This window comes from Phyllobacterium sp. 21LDTY02-6 (assembly GCF_023554255.2).
Classification (GTDB): Bacteria; Pseudomonadota; Alphaproteobacteria; order Rhizobiales; family Rhizobiaceae; genus Phyllobacterium.
Map to the genome: position 1 here is coordinate 585,240 of NZ_JAMJWD020000002.1, position 18,236 is coordinate 603,475.

Annotated in this window: 18 protein-coding genes; 8 read left to right on the forward strand and 10 right to left on the reverse strand. The window is 61.1% G+C overall.

Annotated features, from left to right (window positions below; all coding sequences use genetic code 11):
• Positions 1-27: 27 nt before the first annotated feature.
• Positions 28-1,914: an MFS transporter gene (locus tag M8997_RS09145; RefSeq protein WP_250016348.1), complete on the reverse strand. Its 1,887-nt coding sequence runs from the start codon at positions 1,912-1,914 to the stop codon at positions 28-30.
• Between the two features lie 336 nt (positions 1,915-2,250).
• Between M8997_RS09145 and M8997_RS22140 the strand changes: the two genes are divergently transcribed.
• A complete protein-coding gene (locus M8997_RS22140; RefSeq protein ID WP_256473217.1) occupies positions 2,251-2,382 on the forward strand; it encodes a hypothetical protein in 132 nt (43 codons plus the stop codon).
• A 97-nt stretch (positions 2,383-2,479) separates the two neighbouring features.
• On the forward strand, positions 2,480-3,514 hold the full coding sequence (locus M8997_RS09150; RefSeq protein WP_250016359.1) for an aspartate-semialdehyde dehydrogenase: 1,035 nt from the start codon (positions 2,480-2,482) through the stop codon (positions 3,512-3,514).
• A gap of 48 nt (positions 3,515-3,562) precedes the next feature.
• Here M8997_RS09150 and M8997_RS09155 read toward each other — a convergent pair whose 3' ends face one another.
• Positions 3,563-4,021 carry a MarR family winged helix-turn-helix transcriptional regulator gene (locus M8997_RS09155; protein WP_250016361.1) on the reverse strand — a complete coding sequence of 153 codons (459 nt, stop codon included), beginning with the start codon at positions 4,019-4,021 and terminating at the stop codon, positions 3,563-3,565.
• 149 nt (positions 4,022-4,170) lie between these two features.
• Between M8997_RS09155 and M8997_RS09160 the strand changes: the two genes are divergently transcribed.
• A complete protein-coding gene (locus M8997_RS09160; protein WP_250016363.1) occupies positions 4,171-4,593 on the forward strand; it encodes an organic hydroperoxide resistance protein in 423 nt (140 codons plus the stop codon).
• On the forward strand, positions 4,583-5,554 hold the full coding sequence (locus M8997_RS09165; RefSeq protein WP_371929544.1) for an alpha/beta fold hydrolase: 972 nt from the start codon (positions 4,583-4,585) through the stop codon (positions 5,552-5,554). Before M8997_RS09160 ends, M8997_RS09165 begins: the two co-directional genes overlap by 11 nt.
• A 26-nt stretch (positions 5,555-5,580) precedes the next feature.
• Here M8997_RS09165 and M8997_RS09170 read toward each other — a convergent pair whose 3' ends face one another.
• Entirely contained in the window at positions 5,581-7,629 is a 2,049-nt protein-coding gene (locus M8997_RS09170; RefSeq protein ID WP_250016365.1) for a M3 family metallopeptidase, read from the reverse strand.
• A gap of 135 nt (positions 7,630-7,764) precedes the next feature.
• Positions 7,765-8,988, reverse strand: a complete 1,224-nt coding sequence (locus M8997_RS09175; RefSeq protein ID WP_250016368.1) for an argininosuccinate synthase — start codon at positions 8,986-8,988, stop codon at positions 7,765-7,767.
• A gap of 180 nt (positions 8,989-9,168) precedes the next feature.
• On the opposite strand from M8997_RS09175, the gene M8997_RS09180 reads away from it, so the two are divergent.
• The gene (locus M8997_RS09180; protein ID WP_250016370.1) at positions 9,169-9,813 is read left to right on the forward strand and encodes a LysE family translocator; all 645 of its coding nucleotides are present in this window, start codon (positions 9,169-9,171) and stop codon (positions 9,811-9,813) included.
• A 6-nt stretch (positions 9,814-9,819) separates the two neighbouring features.
• Here M8997_RS09180 and M8997_RS09185 read toward each other — a convergent pair whose 3' ends face one another.
• The 4 genes from M8997_RS09185 to M8997_RS09200 form a co-directional block, all read right to left on the reverse strand.
• The gene (locus M8997_RS09185; RefSeq protein ID WP_250016373.1) at positions 9,820-10,236 is read right to left on the reverse strand and encodes a hypothetical protein; all 417 of its coding nucleotides are present in this window, start codon (positions 10,234-10,236) and stop codon (positions 9,820-9,822) included.
• A 3-nt stretch (positions 10,237-10,239) separates the two neighbouring features.
• Complete coding sequence (gene rlmN / locus M8997_RS09190) at positions 10,240-11,478, reverse strand: 23S rRNA (adenine(2503)-C(2))-methyltransferase RlmN (RefSeq protein WP_371929545.1); 1,239 nt, start codon at positions 11,476-11,478, stop codon at positions 10,240-10,242.
• Positions 11,479-11,605: 127 nt separating this feature from the next.
• A complete protein-coding gene (locus M8997_RS09195) occupies positions 11,606-12,109 on the reverse strand; it encodes an invasion associated locus B family protein (protein WP_250016375.1) in 504 nt (167 codons plus the stop codon).
• Positions 12,110-12,374: 265 nt separating this feature from the next.
• Positions 12,375-12,761 carry a YkvA family protein gene (locus M8997_RS09200; protein ID WP_250016377.1) on the reverse strand — a complete coding sequence of 129 codons (387 nt, stop codon included), beginning with the start codon at positions 12,759-12,761 and terminating at the stop codon, positions 12,375-12,377.
• A gap of 131 nt (positions 12,762-12,892) precedes the next feature.
• Here M8997_RS09200 and M8997_RS09205 point away from each other — a divergent pair, with 131 nt between their 5' ends.
• Positions 12,893-13,378, forward strand: a complete 486-nt coding sequence (locus M8997_RS09205; RefSeq protein WP_250016379.1) for a low molecular weight protein-tyrosine-phosphatase — start codon at positions 12,893-12,895, stop codon at positions 13,376-13,378.
• Here the strand turns inward: M8997_RS09205 and thpR are convergent.
• Both thpR and M8997_RS09215 read right to left on the reverse strand, forming a co-directional pair.
• Positions 13,330-13,926 (reverse strand): RNA 2',3'-cyclic phosphodiesterase, encoded by a 597-nt coding sequence (gene thpR, locus M8997_RS09210; protein ID WP_250016381.1) that lies wholly within the window; start codon positions 13,924-13,926, stop codon positions 13,330-13,332. The two genes, M8997_RS09205 and thpR, sit on opposite strands and share 49 nt — an antisense overlap.
• 162 nt (positions 13,927-14,088) lie before the next feature.
• The gene (locus M8997_RS09215; RefSeq protein WP_250016383.1) at positions 14,089-14,754 is read right to left on the reverse strand and encodes an arylesterase; all 666 of its coding nucleotides are present in this window, start codon (positions 14,752-14,754) and stop codon (positions 14,089-14,091) included.
• Positions 14,755-14,820: 66 nt separating this feature from the next.
• On the opposite strand from M8997_RS09215, the gene M8997_RS09220 reads away from it, so the two are divergent.
• A complete protein-coding gene (locus M8997_RS09220) occupies positions 14,821-15,525 on the forward strand; it encodes an ATP-binding cassette domain-containing protein (RefSeq protein ID WP_250016385.1) in 705 nt (234 codons plus the stop codon).
• Positions 15,522-18,086 carry an ABC transporter permease gene (locus M8997_RS09225; RefSeq protein WP_250016388.1) on the forward strand — a complete coding sequence of 855 codons (2,565 nt, stop codon included), beginning with the start codon at positions 15,522-15,524 and terminating at the stop codon, positions 18,084-18,086. The genes M8997_RS09220 and M8997_RS09225 overlap by 4 nt, the downstream gene beginning before the upstream one ends.
• The last annotated feature ends 150 nt before the right edge of the window (positions 18,087-18,236 follow it).

An 18,236-nucleotide genomic window follows, 5' to 3' on the forward strand; every position in this document is an offset into this window, starting at 1 on the left:
CGCCGGGCTTTTTCGTTAGTGGGCCGACTATTCTACTTCGTGCAGGTCGGTGTCCTTCGTATCGCGAACGAAGAGCAGGCCGATGACCAGCGTCATCGCTGCGATGACGATGGGGTACCAGAGGCCATAATAGATATCGCCCTTCGCGGCACTCATCGCGAACACAGTTGCGGGAAGCAGTCCGCCGAACCAGCCATTGCCGATATGATAGGGCAGGGACATGCCGGTATAGCGGATGCGGGTCGGGAACATTTCCACCAGGATTGCGGCAATGGGCCCGTAGACCATGGTCACGTAGAGGACCAGGATGAACAATATGCCGATGGTCATGATCCAGTTCACCCCAGCAGGATCCGCCACCATCTTGAAGGCGCCGGCGCCCGGCACGGTGTAGACCGGAACCTCGGTGGCGCCCGCCGCCTCTTCGGCGGTGATCAGCTTGTCCTTTACGGCCTGATCGACCGGAACCATGGACTTTTCACCGCCGCGGATAGCTGCCGCGTCCAGCGCAAGCTTGGGATTGGCGGCAACCAGTGCATCGAGCTTTGAGTCCACGACCTTTACCGGGTCGCGCACCAGCGGATAGCCTGCATCCTGCAATGCGACGTTGATGCCCTTCTTCAATGCTGCGTCCTTGGCGGCAACATCGGCACCAGCCGCAGCGGCATCATAGGATTCCACCGTTTCGCTGCCGATCGTCACCTTGGCGGGAGTTCCTGCCGGAGCAGTCGCCGCGATGTCATAGGGGATCGAGCTCTTGGCGAGGAAGTCGGTGGCGATATCGCAGGAAGTCACCGGCTTGCGTGTGCCGACCGGATTGAACTGGAAGTTGCAATCGCCGGGAGCGGCGGTGACAGTTGCCCGAACCGTATCCTGCGCCTGGGCGAGGGCTGGATTGGCAGCCCAGGTCAGCGCCTTGAACAGCGGGAAGTAGGTGAGGATCGCCAGGGCAAGGCCGGCCATGATGATCGGCTTGCGCCCGATCTTGTCCGACAGCCAGCCGAAGAAGACGAAGAAGCCGGTGCCGAGAAGAAGTGCGATCGCGATCATGATGTTGACTGACTGGCCGTCGACCTTGAGCACGTTCTGGAGGAAGAACAGCGCGTAGAACTGGCCGGAATACCACACGACGGCCTGGCCGGCGGTGAGGCCGAAAAGGGCGAGCAGGGCCAGCTTTGCATTCTTCCATTGGCCGAAGGCTTCGGATAGCGGTGCCTTGGAACCCTTGCCCTCTTCCTTCATGCGCTGGAAGGTCGGCGATTCACTCAGCGAAAGCCGGATCCAGACCGAGACGCCGAGGAGGACGAAGGAAAGGATGAAGGGAACGCGCCAGCCCCAGGCGGCGAAGGCTTCCTTGCCGAGCCAGTTCTGGATCACCAGAATGACGATGAGCGACAGGAACAGGCCGAGCGTGGCGGTCGTCTGGATCCACGACGTGTAGTAGCCGCGCCTGTTGCTGGGCGCATGTTCGGCCACATAGGTGGCAGCACCACCATACTCACCGCCGAGCGCCAGGCCTTGCAGCATGCGCAGCAGCAGCAGAATGATCGGCGCCGCGATGCCCCAGCTCGCGGAGCCGGGAAGCACGCCCACCAGGAAGGTGGACAGACCCATGATCAGGATCGTGACGAGGAAGGTATATTTGCGGCCGACGAGATCGCCGATCCGGCCGAAGACCAATGCACCGAAGGGCCGCACGAGGAAGCCGGCGGCAAATGCCAGCAGGGCAAAGATGTTGCGTGTCGCTTCAGGATATTCGCTGAAGAAGGCCGTGCCGATAAAGGCCGCCAGTGAGCCGTAAAGATAGAAGTCGTACCATTCGAAGACGGTGCCGAGCGACGAGGCGAAGATGACTTTCTTCTCCTCTCGCGTCATACCTCGCCGAGAATCGTCGGCTACGGTTGTGGATGCCATTTCGTTTCCTCCCAGAAAACTGCAGTTAAGCCAAAGGGGATTTCACTCCGATATCTCCGCTTGGTCCCCTCCAACGCCGATGTTAGCCATGATCTTCTGTTCGCGAGAGCATTCAAATGATCATGTACTGGTCAACGTCCTCCGGATTATCTTTCCCCTCAAGGTCATCTACCCATCGAACAGGCGAATTGTTGTCCAATTATTGAAGAAAGCAAAGCCCGCTTCTTGGGGTAAATGTCTAAAATTGTGCGTAACGCGACATATTCTTGCTGTTTAAACATGCAATTGACTCTTTTGGGAAAGTGCGTACAAGCACAGGCGGACAAGGAGACCAGCGTGCGTAGCGAATCGACAGCGCTATTTTCGGCAAAGGGCGGCGGCATTCATGCCGGCTGCATCGGCATGTCTGCTCCTTCGATCACCATTTCGGCCAAACCGACTGTTAAAACGACCATCAAAACGGTCTGATTTCCCTTGGCCTGCTCGCCCCTCCCGGGTCCGGCCCGGGGCGAGACCCGCGGTGGCCGGCGGGTTTGCACAAGCGGAGAGGGACAGGAGACACAAAATGAGTTTCAAGGTTGCAGTAGTCGGCGCCACGGGCAATGTGGGCCGCGAGATGCTGACGATACTGGAAGAGCGCGGCTTCCCGGTCAGTGAAGTGGTGCCGCTGGCCTCGCGGCGTTCGCAGGGCACGGAAGTTTCCTTCGGCGACAAGACGTTGAAGGTGCGCGCGCTCGACAATTATGACTTTTCGGACACGGATATCTGCCTGATGTCGGCCGGCGGCAATGTCTCCAAGGAATGGTCGCCGAAGATCGGCGCGCAGGGCTGTGTCGTCATCGACAATTCGTCGGCCTGGCGCTACGATTCCAATGTTCCGCTGATCGTCCCGGAGGTCAATCCCGACGCCATTTCCGGCTTCTCCAAGAAGAACATCATCGCCAATCCGAACTGCTCCACGGCGCAGCTCGTCGTGGCCTTGAAGCCGCTGCACGACCGGGCCCGCATCAAGCGCGTCGTCGTCTCTACCTACCAGTCGGTATCCGGTGCCGGCAAGGAGGGCATGGATGAGCTGTTCGAACAGTCGCGAGCCGTGTTCGTCGCCGATCCGGTAACGGCCAAGAAGTTTACCAAGCGCATCGCGTTCAACGTCATTCCTCATATCGACGTCTTCATGGAAGACGGCAATACGAAGGAAGAGTGGAAGATGGTGGCGGAAACCAAGAAGATGCTGGATCCGAAGATCAAGCTGACTGCGACCTGCGTCCGCGTGCCGGTGTTCATCGGCCATTCGGAAGCCGTGAACATCGAATTCGACGCGCCGATGAGCGCGGAGGAGGCGCGGGAGATCCTGTCCAATGCTCCAGGCTGCCTGGTCGTCGATCGCCGCGAAGATGCCGGCTATATCACGCCCTATGAGGCTGCAGGCGAGGATGCGACCTATATTTCACGCATCCGCGAGGACATCACGGTCGAAAACGGACTTTCGCTGTGGGTTGTTTCCGACAATCTGCGCAAGGGCGCGGCACTGAACACCATACAGATCGCCGAGTTGCTGGTCGCACGGGGGCTGATCCAGCCCAAGCAGATCGCAGCCTAGGCGGTTTTCAGTTCAATCACTTGAAAGGGCGTCTCTTGGCGCCCTTTTTCATTTTGCGTCATCTATGCTGGCGATCAGCTTCTGCCGCAGCTCCATCAGCTCGGCCCTCAGCGTCTTTGCCTCGCCCATCGAGCAACCGAAGGCCTTTCCCATTGCCAGCGGTACGGATTCTGCCTTTTCGCGCATGGCTTCTCCCGCATCGGTGAGGCCGATCAGCACCTGTCTCTCGTCGCTGCGGTCGCGGGTGCGGGTAATCAGTCCCGCAATCTCCAGCCGCTTCAACAGGGGCGTGAGCGTTCCGGAGTCGAGCCCGAGCTTCTCGCCGATCGATTTTACGGCCTGGTTTTTCTGCTCCCACAATACCACCATGACGAGATATTGCGGGTAGGTCAGGTTCAGCGCCGCCAAACGAGGCTGATAGGCCCGGGTCAGCGCATTCGCCGTCGAATAGATGGCAAAGCAAAGAAAATTTTCGAGTTTGAGATTGCTCTCGCCCGCATCGCGCATTTGTCCGCTCCGTTCAATGATCGACCAGCATAATCGACCGATTTCGATTGCACATCATTTAATTTAGCATCACGTGCAAAATATCTATTGCACACAATTTAATTTTGTGCAATTTAATAGCCATACCAACCAAGCAAAGGACCAGGACGATGAGCATTCTCTATACGACTGAAGCAACGGCAACCGGTGGTCGCGACGGAAGCGCCAGGAGCGTCGATGGACGGCTGGCTGTCACGCTTTCGACGCCAAAGGAACTGGGCGGCAATGGAGCCGAGGGAACCAACCCCGAGCAGCTGTTCGCGGCCGGCTACTCGGCATGCTTTCTCGGCGCCCTGAAATTCGTTGCCTCGAAGCGCAAGATCAAATTGTCCGAGGAGACTTCCGTCACCGCCACTGTCGGCATCGGACCGCGCGCGGACGGCAAGGGCTTCGGACTCGACGTCGCGCTCAAGGTGTCGGTACCCGGCATCGAAGGCAATGTCGCAAGGGAGCTTGCCGACGAAGCCCATATCGTCTGCCCCTATTCGGAAGCCACGCGCAGCAATCTGGCTGTTCGCATAGATGTCGCGTGAGGCGGATATGACGGCTTCGCATCTCGCAACGCGCCGTTCCTTCCTCGCGGCCAGCGCCGGTCTTGCGGCCATGGTCGCCCTGCCGGGAACGGCAGCCACATCCACTATCAACAGCGAAATCCCGAAAGGAAACAGGACCATGGCCCGCTTCAACACCAAGGACGGCACGGAAATCTACTACAAGGACTGGGGCACGGGGCAGCCGGTGGTGTTCAGCCATGGCTGGCCGCTGACGGCCGACGCCTGGGAAGACCAGATGGTCTTTCTCGGATTGAACGGTTATCGCGTCATCGCCCATGATCGGCGCGGCCATGGGCGTTCCGGCCAGAGCTGGGATGGCAACCATATGGATCAATATGCGGACGATCTGGCGGAGTTGTTCGAAAAGCTGGACCTGAAGGACGCGATCATGGTCGGACACTCCACCGGCGGTGGCGAGGTGGCCCGTTATATCGGTCGCCATGGCACCAGGCGCGTGGCCAAGGCCGTGCTCGTTGGGGCCGTCCCTCCGATCATGCTCAAGACCGAGGCCAATCCGGAAGGCCTGCCGATCGATGTGTTCAACGGCATCCGCGATGGCGTGACGGCGGATCGCTCGCAGTTCTTCAAGGATCTGACGATACCGTTCTACGGCGCCAACCGGCCGGGTGCGAAAGTATCGGACGGCATGCGCGAGGCATTCTGGCTGCAGGGCATGCAGGGTGGGCTGAAGAACGAGCTCGATTGCATCAAGGCCTTCTCGGAAACCGATTTCACCGAGGATTTGAAGAAGTTCGACGTGCCGACATTGATCGTCCATGGCGATGACGACCAGATCGTGCCGATTGCCGCTTCCGCCCACAAAGCCGCCAAGCTCGTCAAGGGCGCCGAACTGAAAGTCTATCCGGGCGCCCCGCATGGCCTGGCCACCACACATAAGGACCAGCTCAACAGGGACCTGCTGGCTTTCGCCAGGTCCTGAGGTCGAGCTACGGGAAGAGCGAGCTGTTAGAGCCCGCGCTTCTCGATCATGGCTTCGGGTGATGGCATCCTGCCGCGGAAGGCCTTGTAGAGATCCTCGGGATCTCTGCTGCCTCCCGCGGCATAGATATGCTTCTTCAACTTGGCAGCGAGTTCTGCATTGAATACGTCGCCGGTCTCCTCGAATGCCTTGAAGGCGTCGGCATCAAGGACTTCCGACCACATGTAGGAGTAGTAGCCGGCCGAATAGCCATCGCCCGAGAACACATGGGTGAAATGCGGCGTGCGGTGGCGCATGATGATCGCCTCGGGCATGGCGAGACGCTTCAATGCTTCCGCCTCGAATGCGATGGGATCGGAGGTCGGCGCATCGCCGGCGTGAAACGCCATGTCCACCAGGGCGGAAGCGGTGAATTCCACCGTATTGAAGCCGGCATTGAAGGTCTGGGCCGCGATCACCTTGTCCAGAAGCGCCTTCGGCATCGGCTGGCCGGTGCGATAATGGATGGCGAACTGCTCGAGAATGGCGGGCGTCGTCAGCCAATGTTCGTAGAGTTGCGATGGAAGCTCGACGAAATCGCGCGCCACCGAAGTGCCGGATACCGCCGGCCAGGTCACGTCGGACAACAGTCCATGCAAGGCATGGCCGAATTCGTGGAACAGGGTGCGCGCGCCGTCGAGGGAGAGCAGCGCCGGCTCGCCCTTCGGCGGCTTGGCGAAGTTCATGACATTGTAGATGATCGGCTTCTGCTCGCCGTCCAGCCTGTGCTGGGATCGCAGCGCGCTCATCCACGCGCCGGACCGCTTCGACTGCCGGTTGAAATAATCGCCGAGGAACACGCCGCGCTCAGTGCCGTCGGGGTTGAACACCTGCCATACGCGCACGTCGGGATGCCAGAGCGGAACGCCGCTCCTCTCCTTGAACGTGACGCCGAACAGCCGCGTCGCGACGTCGAAACAGGCATCGATGATCTTCTCGAGCTGCAGGTAGGGTTTCAGCTCGGCCTCGTCGAAGGAGAATTTCTCATTGCGCAGCTTTTCCGCATAATAGCGCCAATCCCAGGGTTCGACCTGGTGATTGCGCCCTTCCGCCGCGATCAGCCTTTGCAGTTCCGCCTGCTCCTCGCCGGCCCGCGCCTTGGCCCGTTCCCAGACAGGCTCCAGCAGGTCCATGACGGCCTTCGGCGTCTTGGCCATCGTATTGTCGAGCTTGTAGGCAGCAAAACTGCCATAGCCGAGAAGCCGGGCCTTCTCCGTGCGCAACGCCACCATCTCGGCGACGATGGCGACATTGTCGGTCTCGCCGCCATTTTCGCCCCTTGCCGCCCAGGCGCGGAACGCCTTCTCGCGCAGGGTGCGGTTTTCCGAAAAGGACAGGAACGGTTCGATGATGGAGCGCGACAGCGTCACCGCCCATGCGTCGGGTCGGCCGCGTTCCTCCGACGCGCCGCGCATGGCATCGCGCACGAAATCCGGAAGGCCGGCCAGTTCGTCCTCGCTTTCCAGGAACAGCGCCCATTCCGCCTCGTCCTTCAGTACATTCTGCCCGAAGCGTGCACCGAGGCCGGCCAGCCTTTCATTGATGTCCGCAAGCCTTGCCTTGCCCTGTTCGTCCAGCCGCGCGCCGCTGCGCACGAAGCCTTTCCAGGTTTCTGCCAGTACGCGATCGGTTTCCGGGTCGAGCCCAAGCAGATCGCGCTGCTCGTAGAGCGAGTCGATGCGGGCGAAAAGCTTTGGATTCATCATGATGGAAGATGAATGCCGCGCCATCTTTGGCGCAATCTCACGCTCCATCGCCTGGATTTGATCATTGGTGTGCGCGCCGGCGCGCATCCAGAATATCGACGAGATCCGGTCCAGGGCCTGGCCCGACAATTGCAGTTGCTTGAGCGTGTTCTCGACCGTCGGCGCTTCGGGATGCGAGATGATTGCCTCTATGTCCTGAAGATCGCTGGCCAGCGCCATGTCGAAGGCAGGCCCGAAATCCGCGTCGCTGAACGCCGTGAAATCGGGAAGCCCCAGCGGTCCGGTCCAATCGAACAGGGCGGTGTTGACGGCTGGTCGGGCAGCGCACATGGCGAACTCCATCTGGATGATTTGAGGCTTTTCAGGCTATCCCGCCGTGGCAGCACCGCAGCAGGACTATCAGCAAGGTAGGTATAATCGCCGCAGAGGCAAGAGGGCAGGCACAGGCGGCCCGCCCCCTTCCGATCAGCTGCCGCGCTTGCGGGCGGCGAGAGTGCGCAGGCGCAGGGCGTTCAAGCGGATGAAGCCGGCGGCATCCTTCTGGTCATAGGCGCCGCGATCGTCCTCGAATGTCACCAGCGCATCGGAATAGAGCGACTTGTCGGACTTGCGGCCGCAGACCATGACATTGCCCTTGTAGAGTTTCAGGCGCACGGTTCCTTCGACATCCTCCTGGCTCCGGTCGATCATCGCCTGGAGCATTTCGCGCTCCGGCGAATACCAGAAGCCATTATAGATCAGTTCCGCATAGCGCGGCATGAACTCGTCCTTCAGATGCGCCGCGCCGCGATCGAGCGTGATCGACTCCATCGCACGGTGCGCCGCGAGCAATATCGTGCCGCCCGGCGTCTCGTAGACGCCACGCGACTTCATGCCGACGAAGCGGTTTTCCACCAGGTCGAGCCTGCCGATACCATTGTCGCGGCCGAGATCGTTGAGCGTCTTGAGCAGGGTTGCCGGCGACAGGGGCTTGCCGTCAATGGCAACCGCATCGCCCTTTTCGAAGGCGATCTCGATTTCGGTCACCTTGTCGGGCGCCTCCATCGGCGAAATCGTGCGCTGGTGCACATATTCCGGCGCCTCCTGCCAGGGATCTTCCAGGACCTTGCCTTCGGAAGAGGAATGCAGAAGATTGGCGTCGACCGAGAACGGCGCCTCGCCGAGCTTGTCCTTGGCGATCGGAATCTGGTGCTCGCGGGCGAATTCGAGCAGATCCGTCCGGGATTTGAACGACCAGTCGCGCCAGGGTGCGATCACCTTGATGTCGGGGTTCAGCGCATAGGCCGAGAGCTCGAACCGCACCTGGTCGTTGCCCTTGCCGGTCGCGCCATGGGCGATGGCGTCAGCGCCGGTGCGCGCGGCGATATCGACCAGATGCTTCGAGATGAGCGGGCGTGCTATGGACGTGCCCAGCAGGTAGACACCCTCATAGACCGCATTGGCGCGGAACATTGGAAAGACGAAGTCGCGGACGAATTCCTCGCGCACGTCCTCGATGTAGATTTCCTTGATGCCGAGCATTTCGGCCTTCTTGCGTGCCGGCTCCAGCTCCTCGCCCTGGCCGAGATCGGCGGTGAAGGTAACGACTTCCGCGCCGAGTTCCGTCTGCAACCATTTCAGGATGATCGATGTATCGAGACCGCCCGAATAGGCAAGCACGACCTTCTTGACGTCTTTCCATTTGTTCATTGTGTTTTCCTGCTTTCGACCGGCCGTGGCTCCACCGGCATAATCATTTGCCGGTCTTGTAGCATTTGGGCCGCGCTTGGCAAGATCGGCGGCGGATGAGCAGGGCCGGCGGGGCACAAAATAGCGATGGCGCTGCTATCGGTTTCGCGTTAGTTTCCGGCGAATTTGCTGGAGGTACGAATGAATTTCATTCCTGATTGGCCGATCATCATGCAGTTTGCGCTGGCCACCTTCGTGCTGTCCATCACGCCCGGGCCGGACATGACGCTGTTTGTCGGCCGCGCCCTGTCCGAGGGGAGGGCCGCCGGCTTTTCCTGCCTCATGGGCGCTTGTACCGGCGTCGTCATCCATACGACCATGGTTGCCATTGGCCTTTCGGCGCTCATCGTCGCCTCGCCAACGGCCTTTCTGGTGCTGAAGGTCGTGGGGGCAGGCTATCTCGTCTGGCTCGCCTACCAGGCCATTCGCCACGGCTCGGCCTTCTCGCCGGAGAAGAAGGGCGGCGGGCCGTCGCATTCGCTGTTCCAGAACTGGCTCACCGGCCTCGGCATCAATCTGCTGAACCCGAAGATCATCCTGTTCTTCATGACCTTCCTGCCGCAGTTCGTCTCGGCAAGCGATCCGCATGCGCCGGGCAAGCTGTTCTTCCTCGGGCTGCTGTTCATCCCGATGTCCTTGCCGGTCGTCGCGCCGATGATCATCGCTGCCGACAGGTTTTCGCGGCTGCTGCGCAAGAATCCGACCGTGACCCGCGCCACCGACTGGCTGTTTGCGGGCGTATTCTCGGCCTTTGCGGCCAAGATACTGCTGGCGCAGGCAAAATAGGGTGAATTACGACGCCCGGGCGTTGTCGAACAGGCCGGCGGTGCGGCCTGAAACCATCCAGTAGACGAAGCCGCCAATGATGCCGGTGGCGAGAATGGCGGCGAAGGTGCTGACATCCTCGGTCTGCGGGCGCCATTTCCAGACGATGATGATGACGGAGGCCGCTGCACCGCCTATGGTGTAGAACAGCCAGTCCCGCCATGCGGTGAGCTCGGCATAGACGATGATGATCGCCGCCGGAACGAAGACGCTATAGCCGATCGCCGCAGCAAAGGCCGGAATGGTCAGGTAGTAGAAGGTCGCGTCGCCGCCGGCCCATTCGCTGCTGCCGATCAACAGCGCATTGAGGAACAGCGAGGCGGCCAGTATCGCGGCGACGAAGCCGAAGACGATGAGCGTGAGCCGTGTCAGATAGTGCAACACGCGCTAATCCTCACCGTGCCCGGCGATCATCGCCGCCTCGAAAGCCAGACGCTCGGTCTTTTTCATCCGCTCGGATTCCGATTTCAGCTGGCCGCAGGCGGCGAGGATATCGCGGCCGCGCGGCGTGCGGATCGGCGAGGCATAGCCGGCATTGTTGACGTAATCGGCGAATTTCTCGATCTGCTCCCAATCGGAACATTGGTAATTGACGCCGGGCCATGGATTGAAGGGGATCAGGTTGATCTTCGCCGGAATGCCCTTCAGCAGCCGCACCAGCTCCCTGGCATCGTCGAGCGAATCGTTGACGCCCTTCAGCATCACATATTCGAAGGTGATGCGTTTCGAATTGGAAAGGCTCGGATAGGCGCGGCAGGCGTCCAGGAGTTCCTTCAACGGGTATTTCTTGTTGATCGGAACGAGCATGTCGCGCAAATCGTCCTTCACCGCGTGCAGCGAAATGGCCAGCATCACGCCGATCTCCTCGCCGGTGCGATAGATCTCCGGGACGACACCGGACGTCGACAGGGTGATGCGGCGCTTCGAAAGCGACAGGCCATCGCCGTCCGATGCAATGAGCAGCGCCTTCTTTACATTCTCGAAATTATAGAGCGGCTCGCCCATGCCCATCATGACGATGTTGGACACCTTGCGGCCCTCGGCCGGAACGATGGCGCCTTCCGGCGTGTTGCGGTCGGGAAAATCGCCCAGCCGATCGCGCGCGATGAGCAGTTGCGAGAGGATTTCCTCGCTCGTCAGGTTGCGGACGAGCTTCTGCGTGCCCGTATGGCAGAAGGAACAGGTGAGGGTGCAGCCGACCTGGCTCGAAATGCACAGGGTGCCACGGCCTTCTTCCGGGATATAGACGGTCTCGATCTCCACCGGACGCCCCGCACCGCGCGCGGGAAAGCGGAAGAGCCATTTGCGCGTACCGTCGTTCGAAATCTGCTCTTCGACGATCTCCGGCCGCTTGATGGTAAAATGCCGGTCCAGAAGCTCGCGCATGTCGCGCGATATGTTCAGCATGTCGGCGAAATCCGAGACGCCGCGCACATAGAGCCAATGCCAGAGCTGCGCCACGCGCATCTTGACCTGCCGTTCCGGCACGCCGATCTGGACGAGCGCCTCCGCCATCTCGGCGCGCGACAAGCCGATCAATGGCGGCTTTTCGGCTGCCATTGCAGGACGCACATCGCGGGTCTTCTCCCGCAGCGGTGATGGTGTCAGGTCAAGTGTCACGGACATCGGTAAAATCTGTCGCTCTGTTATAAAGCGCGGCTCATATCACGTTCCGGCCGTTACGTCACCCTGAACAAAGCAAAGGGGCCCGGACTGGAACCGGACCCCATCTAACCCAGGAATGTGGCAGAGCTTATTTACAATCGGAGATTGCCTTCAAGGCGGCAGACACGCCCTTGAGCGAATAGGCATAGCTCGTCTTGGTGCCGCGCTTCGAAACGGCATTGATGGTCATGTTCGTGCCGGCACGCAAGGCGGCGACGAGCTGAGGCTCCTCGGCTGCATTTTCCATCCAGCCATGGCTGCCATTGGTGAACATCGAGAAGGTCCGGTTATCGATCTTGACGAGAACCTTGGAATTCTCCTGCAGGTCGTAGCCGGCCTTGAATTGCGGCTCGAAGCTGACATTCTGGCCCGGCTTCTGGCTGACCATGAAGAAATTGTCGCCGTGATCGACCTGGGCGGGCTGTTTATCGACGGGAACAGACAATACGTAGCAAACCTTGCCCTTGCCCTGCTGATAGCTATAGGCGCCCCAGGCGTTGAACTGGCTGATTTGACTCGGGGTTTGGGCCAGAGCAGTTCCCGCCAGCCCAAGGATGAGCGCAGACGCTGCTGCGATCGATTTTCCAAACATTGTACCCACCGGTTTTATCATTTCGTTGCATACTGAACCGGAAAGGGCGCGCAGGGCCACTCGGGCGCTACACCATCCAGTCCGCGTGTCTTAATTTGACTTAATCTGGGTTACCAAACGGTGAAGACAGGTCAAAAAAGCATCTGTTGGAGCCAAGGAAATCACGGTCTTATCCCGCAGCAAAGTCCGACACAGCCACACCAGCCAAAGAAAAACGGCGAGACTTTGACTGCGGACGGTCACAGACTTGTGATGGACCCCGGCATCAAGCCTTCTCGGAACCGCTGAAATCCTCCAGCGCCTTCCTGGCTGCAGCACGGTGCGCCGGCGTGATATTGGTGCGGATGGCGCTAATGGCCGCCATCAAAACCGCCGCGTCGTCGCCGAATCCGATGCCGAGGACGAAGTCGGGGATGAAGTCGAGCGGAAGGACGAAATAGGCCAGCGATGCCAGCAATATGCCACGCACCCGCGTCGGCGTCGCCGGATCGAGCGCGCAGAAATAGGCGGCGACGAGTTCGTCCAGGAAAGGGACGTGCCCGGCAGCCTTGCGCAGCGTCCGCCAGAAACGCGCGCGCACCTTCTCCTCACGCGCAGCGTTTTCGCGCTCGGTCCCAGGCTCGAGAATTTCTCCGATCTTGACGTCGTCCATTTCCAGACCTCTTTACCTCCATTATCCCTGCCGAAGCAGTTTACCGCTATAGATGGGACGGCGTAAGAAGCTGCGCAAGTCTTGTCCGTCGCTTCAATCCACCATCGCCCAAATCCATCATGGAAACCACAATGAACCCCACCTTCGCGAATCCGACCCCTGCGCGCTCGGTCCTGTTCGTCTGTCTCGGCAATATCTGCCGTTCGCCGCTGGCAGAAGGCGTCTTCCGGTCGGTGCTCGAAGCATCGGGCCGGGCCGCGAATGTCGACATCGATTCAGCCGGCACCAATGGCTACCACACGGGCGAAGCGCCGGATCCGCGTTCGATCGCCGTTGCGCGGCGTCACGGTATTGATATTGCAGGCCAAAGGTGCCGCCAGCTGACCGCCGAGGACTTCGACAGGTTCGACCTCGTCCTCGGCATGGACCAGATCAACATGACGGCGATCGAACGTCGCCGCCCGCAGTCCTCGTCCGCCCTCACCGGGCTGTTCCATCAGGTCGCGCTCGGCGCGGCGGTACAGATACCGGACCCCTATTATGGCGGCGAGACGGATTTCGAAAACGTCTACCGGATGGTTCTCGCGGCTTCGAAAGGCCTGCTGTCGCGGTTCTGATAGGAGGAGCGGCGCGATTCGAGCGGCCATGCCTCTTCCACGACATAGGGTCCGCCGCCGACCGAATCCCGCGACGACATCAGCACGAAGCGGTTGACGGTAAAGGGAGAGGCGGAGAAATTGCCGCGCGAGGAAAGATAATGCGCGACTTCCTCGCTGCGGACATTGCGCAGACGGGCCAGCGTGACATGCGGTGTGAACTTGCGGGCATCGGCCGGCAGCATCAGGCGCTGGCAGATCCGCTCGATTTCCGCGTGCAGCGCCTGAAGATCCGGCGAGGGCACGATGGAGGCCACGAGACTGTGCGGCTTCTTGGTGCCGAATGCGGTGACGCCCGCAAGGCGCAAGGTGAATTCCGGCCGCCGGATACGGTCGAGCGCATTGGCAACTTCGTCGGCCACATGGCCTTCGACGTCGCCGATGAATCGCAGGGTGATGTGGTAGTTCTCGACGTCGATCCATCGAGCTCCCGGTAACCCACCGCGCAACAATGACAGCGAAAGAGCGGCATCGCGCGGAATTTCGAGGGCAGTAAAGAGACGCGGCATAAGGCATCCTCCCCGAATCGAGTTCTGTTACTAGAGAATCACCGAACCCGGCCGCGGGCAAGCCGTAAGTTCATATTCTTTGGGGACGCGACAAATTGAACACTGTTTTTTGCAAGGGCCGGGTTTTCTGCGGGGGCCGGGTTTTCTGCAACGCCCGCCGGCCTATTGCGATGCGTTCCCCGACTTGGCGGCAAGGGTCTTTTCCATGATAGGCAGAAACCGCTCGACCATCTCGGCAACGCCTTTCGCATTGGGGTGCATCCCGTCTTCGAGCTGGAGCGTTCTCTCTGCCGCCACCCCGTCGAGAAAGAACGGATAGAGCGGAACATTGTATTTCTGCGCCAGCCGGGGGTAGATCGCATTGAACTTCGCTTCGTAATCGGCCCCCATATTGGGTGGTGCCAGCATACCGGCGAGAACGACAGTCACGCCCCGCTGCTGAAGCTTCTCGATGATGTCCGACAGGTTCTTTTCGCTGAGGTCCGGGGAAATGCCGCGCAGGGCGTCATTCGCGCCGAATTCCAGGATGACCATGTCGGTATCTTCGGGCACCGACCAGTCCAGCCGGTTGACGGCATCCGTCGTCGTCTCGCCGGCAACGCCGGCATTGGCGACACTCGCCTTGATCCCCTTGTCCTTCAAGGCCTTCTCCAATTGCGCCGGGAAGGAATCCTGCGGCGGCAACTCGAAACCGGACATGAGGCTATCGCCAAATCCGACCACGCTGACGGCCTCGCCGGACACGGTATTTTGATTCGCCAGGGACAGGGACGGCGAGGCAACAAGGCCAAAGGCGAGCAACAATTCAACGAAGAGTTTGAATCTCATTTCACGGCACCCATATCAGTTCGGCTGGCTTAGCCGGCGCGACCTTATCGCAAAGGAAATGTTTTCGTGACGAAATCGATTATCAAGCTCGATCACATTGAATTGACTCTCGGCACCGGCGCTTCTGCCGTCCATGTGCTGAAAGGTGTGTCGCTTGATATCGAGGCGGGCCAGTCGGTGGGTATCGTCGGACCGTCCGGCTCGGGCAAATCCACCTTGCTGATGGTGCTGGCCGGGCTGGAGCGGGTGGATTCGGGCTCCGTCGAAATCGCCGGCGAGCGGCTGGAGAAGCTGAACGAAGATGCGACCGCGGCGTTTCGCGGCAGGAATATCGGCATCGTCTTCCAGTCGTTTCATCTCATTCCCAACATGACGGCGCTGGAAAACGTCGCGGTTCCGCTCGAACTGGCGGGAAAAGGCGACGCCTTCGCCACTGCCGGGCGCATGCTCGCGGCCGTCGGGCTCGCAGATCGCAGCACGCATTATCCGGGCGAGCTATCCGGCGGCGAACAGCAGCGGGTCGCCATCGCGCGGGCTCTTGCGCCGTCGCCCAAAATACTCATCGCCGACGAGCCGACCGGCAATCTCGACAGTACGACGGGCAAACAGATCGCCGACCTCCTGTTCGAAAAGCAGAGGGAGCTTGGGCTGACGCTCGTGCTCGTCACCCATGATGCGAGCCTCGCCGCACGCTGCGAGCGCGAAATCCGCGTCAGGTCGGGAATCATCGAGGCCGACGAAGGCAAGCCCGAACTGGCGAGAACCGCATGAGCAGCGCGCGCTCCGGTGCCGGGCCGTCGCTGCTGCTTGCCCTGCGCTTCGCCTTGCGCGAAATGCGCAGCGGACTTTCGGGTTTCTATATATTCCTTGCCTGTATCGCGCTTGGCGTTGCGGCAATCGGCGGCGTCAACTCGGTCGCGCATTCGATAACGGCCGGAATATCCACCCAGGGACAGACAATCCTCGGCGCCGACATGCGCTTCCAGCTCAACCAGCGGGAAGTGACCTCGGCGGAAAGAGCGTTCCTGGAGAGCAAGGGACGACTCGCCGTGAGCGCCGGCATGCGCTCCATGGCGCGGCTCACCGACGGCTCCGATCAGTCGCTGGTGGAGGTCAAGGCCGTCGACGAGGCCTATCCGCTCTACGGCAGGCTGGAGGTAGCGCCGCCGCTCGACCATTCTGCCCTGTTCGGCGAGACGAATGGGGCGTTCGGCGCGGCCGTGGCGGAGATCTTCCTCGAGCGCCTTCATCTCAAGCTCGGCGACCGGGTGATGCTGGGCGGCGCCACGTTCGAATTGCGTTCCATCATCAGGAGCGAACCGGACGTCCTTTCCGACGGCTTCGGCTTCGCGCCACGTTTCATGGTGTCGCGGGAAGGCCTGGCGGCGGCGGGCCTCGTGCGGCCGGGAAGCCTCGTCGAGCATGATTACAAGATCGCCCTGCCCGCGGGGTCCAGCGAGGAGGTCCTGACTTCGATCAGGGACGAGGCGCAGAAGCTGTTTCCCGAGGCGGGCTGGGCCATCCGCAGCCGCCTGAACGCGGCGCCGTCGCTCGCGGCAAACGTGGAACGATTCTCGCAGTTCCTGACGCTGGTCGGCCTGACCGCGCTCATTGTCGGTGGTGTCGGCGTCGCCAATGCCGTCCGTGCCTATCTCGATGCAAAGCGCGGGGTCATCGCGACCTTCAAGTCGCTCGGCGCTCCCGGCTGGTTCGTGATCGCGGTCTACCTGCTTCAGATACTCATCATCGCGCTGCTGGGCATTGCCATTGGCATCGCCATCGCCGCGATCATACCCTATGCGGCGGGCTTTGCACTCAAGAGCGTATTGCCGATCGCGGGCGAGGGCGGTTTCTACCCCGGCGCCCTGGTCTGGGCGGGCCTCTTCGGCCTGCTGACGACCCTGGCATTCGCCATCCTGCCGCTTGGCCGCGCAAGGGACGTGCCGGCGACGGCACTCTTTCGAGAGCAGGGCTTCGACCAGCGCGGCTGGCCCAAGGCCATCTACATCGTCCTCGCCGCGCTGCTGATTGCCATCCTCGGCGGTCTCGCCATCTATTTCGCCTTCGACCGACGCATAGCGACGGTGTTCGTCGGTGCGGTCGCGGCGTCTTTCATCGTCTTGCGCGGTGTCTCGGCCGGCGTTCAATGGATGGCGCGGCGCGCGCCGCTCATGCGCTCGACGGCGCTGCGGCTAGCCGTCGGCAATATTCACCGCCCCGGCGCCCTGACGCCATCGGTGGTGCTGTCACTCGGCCTCGGGCTCACTTTGCTCGTGTCCCTGGCGCTTATCGACGGAAGCCTGCGCCATCAGCTTGCGGGCAATCTGCCGGAACGGGCGCCGAACTTCTTCTTCGTGGATATTCAGAGCAGGGAAGTGGATGCGTTCAAGGACCTGCTGCAACGCAGTGCGCCGGAAGCGAAGATCGTCAGCGCGCCGATGCTGCGCGGCCGGATCGTGGCGCTCAACGGTACGGACGTGACGAAACTGACCATACCGCCCGAGGGCGCCTGGGTCCTGCGCGGCGACCGCGGTATCACCCATGCGCGCACAGTCCCGGAAAACTCCACGCTGACCGAGGGCCAATGGTGGCCGGAAGACTACAAGGGCGAGCCGCTGGTTTCGTTCTCGGCCGAGGAAGCGACCAATCTCGGTTTGAAGATCGGCGACACCGTCACGGTCAATGTCCTTGGGCGTAACGTAACGGCGCGCATAGCCAATCTGCGGCAGCTGCAATGGGAGTCGCTCGCCATCAATTTCGTCATGGTGTTCTCGCCCAACACGTTCGCCGGCGCGCCGCACGCATGGCTGGCGACACTCACCGATCCATCGGCCTCGACGAGTTCCGAAGCGGCATTGATGCGTGACGTAACGCGCGCCTACCCCGCCGTAACGTCGGTTCGGGTGAAGGATGCGATCACCATCGCCAATGAACTGGTGGGACAGCTGGCCGTCGCCATCCGGGCGGCCGCATCTGTAGCGCTGATCGCTTCCATCCTGGTGCTGGGCGGCGCGCTGGCGGCAGGCAATCGGGCACGGGTGCATGATGCCGTGGTGCTCAAGACCCTTGGCGCTACCCGGCGCACGCTCGTGAAGGCCTTCACCCTCGAATATGTCATGCTCGGCCTTGCAACTGCCGTCTTCGCGCTGGTCGCCGGCGGCGTCGCCGCCTGGTACGTGGTCGTCAGGGTCATGACCATGCCGGCCTGGTTCCAGCCGCAGGTCGCGGTACTGACCGTGGTCGTCGCGCTGGTGCTCACCGTCGGTTTCGGCCTCGCCGGCACCTGGAGGATATTGGGCCAGAAGGTGGCGCCAATATTGCGCAATCTCTGATTTGGCGGCGTTACTCGGTTAAATCTTCGCAATAATCGGCGCATTTCGCCGGATTCAGGCCCTGGCACGCTTTGTTGAGTGGATCGCTACTTGTGCAAGACCAATTGAATCACCATAATTCCGATAGGCATGCTGGGGTCCCGCCAGCGG